Below are 11568 nucleotides of genomic sequence, written 5' to 3'. Positions count from 1 at the left end.
ATCTTGTGAGAGGGTGGCCAAATCGGGTAGGCGGGTTCTCTCCTTTTGGTGCCGATGTTTGATTTCTCGACATGTGGCTTCCAGGGAAAGGCCGATTGCGCTGATCGCTGGCTTCGGTGGGATTTGACGGCTGGCGCACGGGGGTGCACTCGATGTCGAATGCTTCTGTAGGGCATGTAGGCAGATACTCGCGTTTGTGTGTTCCCGTAGTTGCTTCCAGTGCGTTTCGCGGAAATGCAACCGGGGGGAATGCGTGATGTCGCGTACTATTGTTGATTCTCGGAAAGCCGGCGAACTCGCATCGCTGCTGCGCGTACTTCGCGAGCAGGCTGGGATGACCCAGGAAGAGCTGGCTGACAGCTCGGGATTGAGCATCCGGGCGATCTCCGACCTGGAACGTGGGAAGACCACCACGCCGCACCGTCGCTCGATCGCCCTGCTGGCCGATGCGCTGTGCGTGCAGGGCGACTCGCTGGAGCACTTTCGCCAGACCGCACGGGGACGTGCCATGGTGCGGTGCCCGTCTTGTTCGGCTGCATGGCAGACGGACCGTGAGGCGATGAGGCAAGTCTCCATGACTGGTTGATTCCGTCCCGCTGTGGTCGCGGGTGATGAATTCGGGGCTGCATTTCGCATTTGATCTTCGTTCGACTATGGAACGCGGAGTCGGTTGGAACGCGTGCAGTTGGATTCATGCCTCCTTTGGGTGTCCGCTTACATGCTTCTTGACGGGGGAAAAGATGGTCGACGAGCAGAAGTATCTTCAGTACCTGAGGCGGGCCACTGCTGAATTGCAGGATCTTCGGCGGCAGCTGCGAGAAGCGCAAGATTCGGTCGATGAGCCCATAGCGATCGTCGGCATGGCATGTCGGTACCCCGGAGGCGTCACCACGCCTGAGGGTCTTTGGGATCTGGTCAACGGGGCGCGCGATGTTATCTCGGAGTTCCCGCGCGACCGCGGATGGGACGTGTCCGGGATTTACGACCCCGACCCGGACGCCAAAGGGAAGAGTTATACGCGGCACGGTGGGTTCATCGATGCTTCGCTCTTTGACGCCGAATTCTTTGACATAAGCCCACGCGAAGCCCATTCGATGGACCCTCAGCATCGACTGCTCCTCGAATGCTCTGCGGAGGCATTCGAGCGTGCGGGCGTCCGACTGGATTCGTTGCGCGGCGCCTCGGTGGGTGTGTACCAGGGAATCATGTCGTCAGGCACGTCGAACGACACCGCCAGTATGGCCGCGGGGCGCGTCTCCTATGCGTTCGGCTTGGAAGGACCGGCCCTCGTCATCGATTCGGCCTGCTCTTCCTCCCTGGTCGCGCTGCACCTCGCAGGCCAGGCGCTCCGGCGGGGCGAGTGCTCACTGGCTCTCGCGGGTGGGGCCACGGTCATGGCGGCACCGGACACCTTCGTCCACTTCAGCAGCCAGCGGGGGTTGGCTCCCGACGGCCGCTGCAAGTCCTTCGGGGCGTCGGCGGACGGCACGGGCTTCTCCGAGGGCGTGGGAGTGCTCCTGCTGGAGCGACTGTCGGACGCGCGTAGGGCGGGCCGTCCCGTGCTGGCCGTGGTGCGCGGCTCGGCCGTGAACCAGGACGGTCGGTCGAACGGCATCACCGCTCCCAACGGACCCGCGCAGCAACGGGTGATCCGCGAAGCGATGAGCAGGGCGCAGTTCACCGAGCGTGACGTGGACGTGGTCGAAGCGCACGGGACGGGCACCGTCTTGGGCGATCCGATCGAGGCCCAGGCGCTCATGGCCACCTACGGATCCGACCGGGCCGAGGGACGGCCTCTCCTGGTCGGCTCGATCAAGTCCAACATCGGCCACACCCAGGCGGCGGCCGGAGCGGCGGGCGTCATCAAGATGGTGCTGGCGATGCAGCGGGGAACGGTGCCCGCCACCCTGCACGCGTCCCCCGTCTCACCACGGATCGACTGGTCCGAGGGCGCAGTCGAGATCGTGTCCGACTCAACGCCGTGGCCCGTCAGCGATCGACCGCGGCGCGCTGCCGTCTCTTCCTTCGGGCTGAGCGGAACCAACGCCCACGTGATCGTTGAAGAGGCACCTGAGATCGAAGTTCCCGAACCTCTGCGGGCAACAGACACGGCACCGTGGATCGTGTCTGCGCGCAGCGAGCGGGCCCTGCAGGGGCAGGCAGCGCGTCTGCGCTCCTGGTTGGACCAGAACGAGAGCGCACACACCCTCGACGTCGCCCGCTCGTTGGCTACCGCCCGTACGGCGATGCCCGTGCGCGCCACGGTGTTCGGGAGGGGCCGCGGCGAGCTGCTTGCGGGGCTGGAGTCCCTGGCCGCCGGCGAGCCTCACGCACAGGTGTTCCGGGCTCCGGCACGTGGCGACCGCACTCTCGCCGTGGTGTTCACCGGACAGGGTGCGCAGCGTTCGCGCACCGGACACGAGCTCTACCTGCGGTACCCGGTGTTCGCCGAGGCGCTTGACGCGGTGTGCGCCGCCGCCGCCCCGTTCGTCTCCCGTCCGTTGCTGTCCGTGCTCTTCGCTCGCCCGGAAACGGCTGACGCCCCGTTGCTCGATCGCACCGAGTACACACAACTGGCAACGTTCGCCCTGGAAGTCGCGTTGTTCCGGTTGTTGGAGAGCTGGGACGTGCGACCGGACATCGTCGCCGGGCACTCCGTCGGCGAACTGACCGCCGCCCACGCCGTGGGCGTGTGGTCCCTCGCCGACGCCACGAAGGTGGTGGCGGAACGGGGAAGGCTCATGGGTGCCCTTCCGGGAGGCGGAGCCATGGCGGCGGTGGCCGCCCCTGAGGCATGGGCACGGGAGCTGATCGCGACCCTTGCGCCTGACGTGGCGCTGGCGGCGGTGAACGGCCCCGCCTCGGTGGTGATCTCCGGCGACCAGGACTCCGTGGCGCGCCTCACCACGGAGTGTCGGGCACGCGGTGTTCGCACCAAACCACTGCGCACCTCGCACGCGTTCCACTCCTCCAGGATGGAGCCGATGCTGGGCGCCTTCGCAGATGTCCTCGCCTCGGTGAAATTCCGGGAGCCGGACCGGCCCCTGCTGTCCCACGTCACCGGCGCGCTCCTGAGTCGGGAGGAAGCCGTCTCTTCGGCGTACTGGCTGTCCCACGCGCGGGAGACCGTCCGTTTCGAGACCGGGGTTCGTGCGCTCAGGGCATGGGGAGCGTCGTCCTTCCTCGAAGTGGGGCCCGACGCCGCCCTGACCGGGGCGATGCGCGACAGCCTCGCGCCGCGGTCCTCCGAAGGGGCGGGCGCTGCTGAGGCCGAGCCGGATGTGGTGACCGCCATGCTGCGGCGCGGTTGGGGGGAGGTGTCGAGCACGCTCACCGCCGTTGCGAAGCTGCACACCGCCGGCATCACGGTCGACTGGGACAGGGTGTTCGCCGATCGTTCGGGACCCCCCGCTGACCTGCCCACCTATGCGTTCCGGAGCACGTCCTACTGGGACCGGGAACCCGGGGACCTGGCAGACCCCGGTCGCCTGGGACTCGACACGCTGGAGCATCCGTTCATCAAGGCCGTGGCCGACTTGCCCGACTCGGAGCGACTGCTCCTGTTCGGGCGCGTTTCGCGCGAGACGCATCCGTGGCTGTCCGATCACGCCTTCTGGGGAACGGCTCTGCTTCCGGGAGCGGGACTGGTGGAACTGGCCGTCCAGGCGGGTCGCGCCGCGGGATGCAGCACCGTCAAGGACCTCGTCCTGCACGCGCCGTTGTCGTTGCCCGCCGAAGCGAGCGTGCGACTGCGCGCCGTCGTGGGGGAGCCCGACGCGGAGGGGGTACGTGCGCTCACCCTGTACGCGCAGAGGGAGGAGCGCTCGACGGAGGAACCGTGGGCCGTCCACGCCTCGGGGACCTTGGGACCCGCCTCGGGCGCGGTGAAGACGTCGGCGGATCTCATCGGAACGTGGCCGCCTGCGGGGGCTGAACCCGTGGACGTGACCGGAGCCTACGAGAACCTGGCGGCGGACGGGTACCAGTACGGTCCCTCCTTCCGAGGGGTGAAGGCGCTGTGGAGGCGCGGCGACGAGGTGTTCGCCGAGGTGGCCCTCCCCCAGGAACGGCGTGCCGAAGCCGGGGCACACGCTGTACACCCGGCCCTGTGGGACGCGGCGATGCACGCCCTGTCAATGGCGGGCGGCGATGACACCGGACCGACCCTCGTGCCCTTCGCGTGCGAGGGCGTGACCGTCAGCACCTGGGGCGCGCACGCACTGCGGGTCCGGCTCGCCCCGGACGGGGACGAGTCCTTTTCCTTGGACGCCGTCGACCCGATCGGCTCCCCCGTGGTCGCGGTGGAATCCGTCCGGCTACGGGCCATGAGCCGGGACCACCTGCTGGTTGGGAACCCGCTCGGGGACACCCTCTTCCACACCGAGTGGACATCCGCCGCCCACTCCGGTCCGTCCGGTGACCCGGTGGACGCTCACCCGCGGTGGGCGGTCGTCGGACCGGATCGTCACGGCCTTGCGATCGCCCTCCAACACGTCTGGGGAGAGGGGCGTTGGCATGCGGACCTGGCCGCCCTGCACCAGGACCTGAACGATGGCGCGCCGGTCCCGTCCTTCGTCTTCCTCGCCCCCCGGCCGGAGGATGGCGACCGTCCAACCGTCGTGGCGCGGGCTCGGGCGGGACTCATGCTCGCAGACCTTCAGTCCTGGTTGGCAGATGAACGACTGACGAACGCGCGCATGGTGGTCATCACGAACGGTGCGGTGAGCGGTCAGGCATCTGACCCGGTGGACCCTGCAGCTGCGACCCTGTGGGGGCTGGTGCGGTCGGCACAGAACGAACACCCCGAGACCTTCCGCCTCGTCGACCTGGACGAGTCCGTGGCGTCAATCCGGGCGCTGGCCCCGTACCTGCGGGGGGACGAGGACCAACTGGTGATCCGAGAGGGATCCGTGCTGGTGCCCCGGTTGAAGAAGGTGGCGGCGGGTGACTCCGCGTCGCTCCGTTTGAACGACGGCGGCACAGTCCTAGTCACCGGCGCGACCGGTGCTCTGGGTGCACATACAGCCAGGCACCTCGTCGCCAAGCACGGGGTGCGCGATCTCCTGCTACTGAGCCGACGCGGCCCCGGGGCGCCGGGCGCCGCCGAACTCACCCGCGAGCTTGAGGAACTGGGGGCAACGGTCTCGACGGTCGCCTGTGACGCCTCCGACAGTGTGGCACTGGCCGCCGTACTGGATGGGATTCCCGCCGACCGACCCCTCATTGGTGTCGTGCACGCAGCGGGTGTGGTGGCCGACGCTCCCGTGCAGAAGCTGACTGAGGGCGCGCTGGACACCGTGTTCAGACCGAAAGTCGACGCCGCCTGGAATCTCCACGAGCTGACGCAGGGTTCCGACCTGCGGTTGTTCGTCATGTTCTCGTCCTTTGCCGGGACGCTCGGGGGTGCGGGACAGGGGAACTACGCGGCGGCGAACGCCTTCCTCGACGCCCTGGCCACGAGCCGTCGCATGGCCGGCCTTCCCGCACACTCCCTCGCCTGGGGAGCGTGGGCGACGGAGAACGGCATGATGGCCGCGCTCACCGGAGCAGCACGAGCCCGGGTGGAACGCATGGGGTTGACGCTCCTGACGCCCGACGATGGACTCGCCCTGTTCGACGCGGCATGCGGGGGCGACCTGCCGGTCGTGGTTCCCGCTGGGCTCGACACCGCGGCGCTCGGACGCGCTTTCGGACGGGCCGGACAGGTTCCGCCGCTGCTGCGCTCGCTCGTCCGTGTGCCCAGGACGAGTCGATCGGACCGGCCGGCTCCCTCGCGGTCCCTGCGCTCCCGGCTTGGCGGGCTGCCTAGGCAGCACCGCGTCGGCGAGGTACTCGCGGTGGTGCGCGAGCAGGTGGCCGCGGTGCTTGGATTCGCCACCGGGACGGAGGTATCGGCCGACCGCGGGTTCCTGGACCTAGGACTGGACTCGCTGACCGGACTGGAGCTGCGGAACAGGCTTGATGCCGTGACGGGGCTGCGTCTGCCGTCGACAACGGTCTTCGACTACCCGAGCCCGCAGGTCCTGTCGGAGTACATCGCGCACCACATCTCGGCCGACGACGACCCGCCGGGCGGGGAACCGACGGTCAGCGACGCCGAGGTCCGCCGCGCCTTGTCATCGGTGACGCCCTCCAGGCTGCGAGCCGCCGGTGTGCTGGACGTACTGCTCCGGCTGGCGGAGGAGGAGCGCGACGAGCAGCACGTGACCGAGGAGGGCAGCGACATCGAGGACATGCCCGCAGGCGAACTGGTGCGGCTGGCTCTCGGCCGTGACCGATGACGAGCATCAGGTAACGGTCGGTAGTTGCGAGGCCGTCTCAGAGGAGCGGGCCGGAAACCGTCCGAAGTAGCTCTACGGGGGTATGGCAATGGCTATTTCATATGTACCTAACGTGTCTTTCCGGAACCTGAAGGACATGAGCGGCGAGACGCTGGAGCGCAATGTCCTCGGTGTGGTGAGGTTCAACACGGAGCCTGCTTCCCCGGTTCTAGACGACGGCTATCCGTCCGTCTCCGTGCACGCCACGGAGACGACCGACGGGGGATTCGCCGAGCTGTGGACCTCTGAGCTCCCCACGGAAGCCGGCCGCCAGGGGTCCGTCTCCTACGCGCACGACGGCGAGTACCTCTTCGCCGCCTGTCGAATACCCGAGATGGCCGACTACACGGCGGCATCAGAATCGACGTACACGGAGGCCCTCCGGCTCGCCGAGGGGCTCGGCTACCCGCACGTGTTCCGCATCTGGCACTACATCAGCCGGTTGAACGACGAGAACGCGTCCGGCCTGGAGGTGTACCGCGAGTTTTGCGTAGGACGGGCCCGGGCACTCGAACGGTTCGCCATCGGGCGGGACATGCCAGCCGCCACCGTGATCGGTTCACGAAGTGGTGGAATCGTCATCTACTTCCTCGCCAACCGCAGCGGCCATCGACGGAACCTCGACAATCCGCGTCAGGTACGGCCGTTCCACTACCCCAGCACGTACGGCCCCAGGTCCCCCAACTTCGCTCGTGCCACCTATCTGACGCAGGGCACAGGCGTCGAACGGATCTTCGTCTCCGGCACGGCGAGCATCCTCGGTCACCGCACCACGAACGTGGGCGACGTGGAGGGCCAATGCCGACTGTCGCTGGACAACGTGGCACACCTTGTGGGGGCGCAGAACCTGGCCGCCCACGGCATCAGTCCTGGGAGCTCCCTGAGTGACCTGCGGAGCGTCAAGGTCTACGTACGCCACCAGAGCGACATCGCCCGGGTGCAGCAGGTGTGCCGCGAAATGCTGTCGCCATCGGCGGACGTGGTGTACGTCAACGCCGACGTCTGCCGCGCGGATCTGCTGGTCGAACTCGAAGGCATCGTCGTACGGAGCCACGCGATCGAGCCGGACGACGCGACCGCACGGAACGATCGATGGAACTTCGGCGAACTGCCCGGACCAACAGCTTCCGCACCCACCACGGAGCGGGTGACGGCTTCCGCCGAAGTCGATGCTCAACCGAGCAGTGACGAAGGGGGCCCGTATCAGTCGCGACTGGATGGCGGGCCGGCCGCGGAGTTGGTCGACCGTGCCCTCTAACGCCGACGAAGGCGTTGCCGTAGGCCGGATGACGGCGGACGGATACCCGGTAGCTCACATCGAAGGACATGCCGACGTGCCGCACAGCGATTTGATGAGGCCCCTGCCGGAGTTGCTCCGCGCCCATGCGACCGATCGGGGTGGCAAGGTCGCCTTCTCCGACTCCCGCCGCAGCGTCACCTATGCCGCACTCGAACGGCGGACCGGGCAGTTGGCGGGCCACCTGCGCGCCCTCGGGGTGCACCGCGGCGATCGCATCGCGATGTACCTGGAGAACAGCGTGGAGATGGTGGAGAGCTACCTCGCTGTCGCGCGCACCAGTGCCATCGGCGTCCCGGTCGGCCCACAGGCCACCGCGGATGAATTGGACCACGTCCTGGTCGACGCCCGCGTTCGGTTGTTGATCACCGATATGCCGCGCCATTCCCTGGTGGCTCGGCTTGTAGCACGGCACCCGAACCTGATCGTCGTAGTGGCGGGAACTCCCCAGGAGGTGCCCGCGGGAGCCGCCTCGTTCGAGCACATGGCTGAGGCCACTCCGCCGGAATCCGCCAGGGACGACCTCGGGCTGGACGACCCGGCCTTCCTCCTCTACACCTCGGGGACCACGGGACGACCGAAGGGCGTGCTGTCCACCACACGCAACTCCCTCTGGGGCACCGCGGTCTGCTACGCGCCGATCCTCGGCCTCGCGGAGACCGACCATGTGCTGTGGACGCTTCCGCTGTCTCACTGCCTCGGCCACCACCTGGGCGTCCTGGGAGTGACCGCCATCGGCGCCAGCGCCCATGTGATGGCCGGCTCCTCAGCTGGCGAAGCGTTGACGCTTCTGTCGGAGCATCAGTTCACCTTTGTCGTAGCGGTGCCGACGACGTATCACCGCGTGGTCGAGGAGGCACGGGCACAGGGTGCCGTGCGAACCTCGCTGCGGATGTGCCTCACTGCCGGTTCCGCTGCGCCGCAGGAGCTGCGGACCGCCGTGTCGGAGGTGTTCGGCGCTCCGCTGCTGGACAGCTACGGCACCACTGAGACCTGCGGGCCGATCACGGCGAACGGTCCCGATGACGATCCCGCACCAGGCTCGTGTGGTCGGCCGCTACCCGGCCTTGAAGTGCGCCTGGTGAGCCGGGAGAGCGGCGACGAGGTTCCGACCGGAGCGGAGGGCGAGGTCTGGGTCAAGGGACCGAACGTCATGCTCGGCTACTACGAGGGGCCTGGGCAACCGGTCACGGCGCCCGTCGGCGGATGGCACCGCACCGGAGACCTGGCCCGCCGTGACGCCCAGGGTGCGCTGACCCTCACGGGCAGGGCGAAGGAACTCATCATTCGGGGCGGCGAGAACATCCACCCTGGTGAGGTGGAGGAGGTCCTGCTCAGGGTTCCCGGCGTACGGGACACCGCGGTCGCCGGCAAGCCGCACGAAACGTTGGGGCAGGTCCCCGTGGCGCTCGTCGTCACCGGTCCTGACGGCCTGGCCACGGACGAACTGCTGCGGACGTGTCACGAGAGCCTGTCGTCCTACAAGGTGCCGACCGAGGTCCACACGGTTGCGGAGATCCCCCGAACCACCTCCGGAAAGATCACGCGTGACGCCCTCCTCAGCCTTCCCCGGCGACTCGTCGGCACGGCGAGCGGCGAGGTCGGAGGGCTCTTCCGGGTCGACTGGGGACCGCTGGCCCCCCTTCAGGGAGCTGAGGAGTCGGGTGACTGGACCGTGTTGGGCGGTGTGACCGAGGAGACCGGAACGCAGCCCACCACGGCTTCGCTCGACCTCCTCGACGGCGTTCGGGCCCGACTGGAAGCAGACCGGACCGGCACGCTGGTGGTCCTCACTCGGAATGCACCGGACCCCGTGTTCCGGGAGGAGACCGGTGACCTCGGCCCCGGACAGCCGTGGGCCCGTCTCCGGGCGCTCCAGGCGACTCACCCTCGGCGCCTGGTACTCGTGGACACGGATGGGGACTCGGTCGCCCACGCGGAGCTCGGCCGACTGGTGCGGGCCGGCGGCCCCGTGACGGTTCTGCGCGACGGAGTACCCCAAGTACCGCTGCTCCGCCCGGCCGGTTCCCCCGCCGATAGCTCTGACCTCCTTGACCGGGACGGGTTCGTGCTCCTCACTACGGGGTCTGGTCCCGTGAGCGCCCCCCTGGCGCGTCACCTGGTGCAGAGCCACGGCGTACGCCACCTCCTGCTCCTCGGCCCCGACGTGGACCGTCAGCCGGCCCTGGTCGCCGAGCTGTCCCTGCTGGGCGTTGAGGTGCGCACGGTTGCCGCGGACCTCAACGGACCTTTCCCCACCCCATTGCTCGACGAGACGAACGGCCGGATCACCGCGGTCGTCCACGGCACAACCGTGGACAACGATCCGTTCGGTGACGTCGAGTGGCTGCGCACCTTGCTCGGCAGGGCGGGGGACGCCGACCTCCCCGTTCTGGTGGTGGTGTCTCCTCTCGCAGCTCTTCGGGGAGCCGCCGGCCCGGACCAAGCTGCGGCAGTGGCCCGTGCGGCGCTCCTGGTCCGGCAGCACCGGGCTGCCGGGGGGCGGGGAACCCTCCTGGCAACTACCCTGGGGGACCAGGACCTGGCTGCGGACGCGTTCCCTCAGATGTGGTTGGACCACTTCGACACCGCGCTCCTGGGGCGCGACGCCCTGCTGATCGCGCCGGGCACCCCGAACGACGACCACTCCTGGGATATGCCGGCGGTCCCGGCGGCGGAGACGGTCGGCTGGTCGGTGGCGGACCGCGGCATCAGGGCCGACTGGAGCCGGCGACTGCGGGCCCTGCCCGACTCCGATCAGCTGATCCTCCTGCTTGAACGCGTGTGCCATGAGGTGGTGCTCACCCTTGGCCGTGAATCGGTGGACACGCTGGACGCCGACCGGTCCTTCAAGGACTCGGGGTTGACTTCGCTCACCGCGGTCCTGCTGCGCAACCGTCTGGTTGAGGCGACCGGCCTTGCTCTGCCCGCGACCACCGCGTTCGACCACCCCACGCCGCGCGCCCTGGCCCGTCACCTCAGGGCCGAGCTCACCGGGGCCACACAGGACGTTCCTACCGTGCCCGCCACCGTGCAGTCCGTGGTGGACGATCCGATCGTGATCGTGTCGATGGGTTGTCGCTATCCGGGGGGAGTGTCCTCGCCCGAGGATCTGTGGCGGGTGGTTTCCGAGGGCACGGACGTGATTTCCGAGTTCCCGGACGACCGGGGGTGGGACCTCACGAAGCTACTCGAATCGGACCCAGACCACTCCGGGACCTCCCACACTCGGTTCGGCGGGTTCCTGGAGGATGTGTCTGCATTCGACGCGGCCTTCTTCGGGATCGCCCCCGGCGAAGCATTGGTGATGGACCCCCAGCAGCGGCTGCTGTTGGAGGTGTCGTGGGAGACGCTGGAGAGGGCGGGCATCGACCCGTTGTCGCTGCGGGGCAGCCGGACCGGTGTCTTCACCGGTCTGATGCACCACGACTACGCGGAGCGGTTCTCCGGCGTCCCCCAGGAACTTGAGGGCTACCTGGGTACGGCGGCTGCCGGCAGTGTGGCGTCCGGCCGCGTGGCCTACGCACTGGGTCTTGAGGGTCCCGCTGTGACGGTGGACACGGCGTGTTCCTCTTCGTTGGTCGCGCTGCACCTGGCGGCCCAGTCCCTGCGGTCCGGTGAGTGCGACCTCGCGCTGGCGGGTGGCGTCACCGTCATGGCGTCTCCCCAAGTCTTCATCGACTTCTCCCGTCAGCGCGCGCTGTCTCCGGATGGTCGCTGCCGTGCGTTCAGTGACGACGCGAACGGCACCGGCTGGTCTGAGGGCGTGGGGTTGGTTGCACTTGAGCGGCTTTCGGATGCGGAACGCAACGGGCACAAGGTGTTGGCGTTGGTCCGGGGCTCGGCCGTCAATCAGGACGGTGCGTCGAATGGTTTGACGGCGCCGAATGGTCCGTCGCAGCAGCGGGTGATTCGTGGTGCGTTGGTGAGTGCTGGTTTGTCGGGTGTGGA

At 68.4% G+C, this 11568-nt stretch carries 4 protein-coding genes; all 4 read left to right on the top strand.

Annotation, left to right across the window (positions count from 1 at the left end; translation table 11 throughout):
• Positions 1–256: 256 nt before the first annotated feature.
• Positions 257–586 carry a helix-turn-helix domain-containing protein gene (locus ACFYOU_RS00020; RefSeq protein WP_391302241.1) on the top strand — a complete coding sequence of 110 codons (330 nt, stop codon included), beginning with the start codon at positions 257–259 and terminating at the stop codon, positions 584–586.
• Between the two features lie 154 nt (positions 587–740).
• The gene (locus tag ACFYOU_RS00015) at positions 741–6281 is read left to right on the top strand and encodes an SDR family NAD(P)-dependent oxidoreductase (protein ID WP_391302239.1); all 5541 of its coding nucleotides are present in this window, start codon (positions 741–743) and stop codon (positions 6279–6281) included.
• A 136-nt stretch (positions 6282–6417) separates the two neighbouring features.
• A complete protein-coding gene (locus ACFYOU_RS00010; protein WP_391302237.1) occupies positions 6418–7578 on the top strand; it encodes an FkbO/Hyg5 family chorismatase in 1161 nt (386 codons plus the stop codon).
• A 76-nt stretch (positions 7579–7654) separates the two neighbouring features.
• The coding region (locus tag ACFYOU_RS00005; RefSeq protein ID WP_391302235.1) for a beta-ketoacyl synthase N-terminal-like domain-containing protein at positions 7655–11568 on the top strand (3914 nt) is incomplete at its 3' end.

Origin of the sequence: Streptomyces sp. NPDC005955, from assembly GCF_042871255.1 — a bacterium.
GTDB lineage: Bacteria > Actinomycetota > Actinomycetes > Streptomycetales > Streptomycetaceae > Streptomyces.
The sequence above is the reverse complement of the archived record's forward strand: the minus strand, read 5'-3'. Positions and strand labels throughout refer to the sequence as shown.

Bases quoted from the DNA above. Each gene is read 5' to 3' on its own strand.
- ACFYOU_RS00015 (WP_391302239.1), top strand. From the start codon at position 741: ATGGTCGACGAGCAGAAGTATCTTCAGTACCTGAGGCGGGCCACTGCT.
- ACFYOU_RS00020 (WP_391302241.1), top strand. From the start codon at position 257: ATGTCGCGTACTATTGTTGATTCTCGGAAAGCCGGCGAACTCGCATCG.
- ACFYOU_RS00010 (WP_391302237.1), top strand. From the start codon at position 6,418: ATGAGCGGCGAGACGCTGGAGCGCAATGTCCTCGGTGTGGTGAGGTTC.